This window comes from Halomonas sp. ATBC28 (genome assembly GCF_005937175.1).
Classification (GTDB): Bacteria; Pseudomonadota; Gammaproteobacteria; order Pseudomonadales; family Halomonadaceae; genus Vreelandella; species Vreelandella titanicae.
The window spans coordinates 1-407 of sequence record NZ_VCQL01000162.1; the positions used below are offsets into that span (position 1 = coordinate 1).

General features: G+C 51.4%; 1 protein-coding gene. It reads left to right on the plus strand.

From position 1 onward, the window contains the following. The coding region (locus E0L35_RS25830) for a DUF3971 domain-containing protein (protein ID WP_212751728.1) at nt 1-407 on the plus strand (407 nt) is incomplete at both ends.

Sequence of the window (407 nt, forward strand, 5' to 3'; positions counted from 1 at the left end):
ATATTGACGTTAAAGCCAAAGCCGTCCATGCGCGCGGCGGTTTTCGTTACCTGCAACCTGCTAACGATGAACCCTGGCTGGGTATTCTGGCTGGCATCAGTACCGATGATGGTTCACAAGCCTGGCGCTATTTCCCGGAAAACTTGATGGGTAAAGACCTGGTTGATTACTTAAGTGGCGCGATTCAGGGCGGTGAAGCGGATAACGCGACGCTGGTTTATGGTGGCAATCCGCAACTCTTCCCCTATAAACACAACGAAGGTCAGTTTGAAGTGCTGGTGCCGCTGCGCAACGCGAAGTTTGCCTTCCAGCCGGACTGGCCTGCATTAACTAACCTTGATATTGAACTGGACTTTATTAACGACGGTTTATGGATGAAAACCGATGGCGTTAATCTGGGCGGCGTG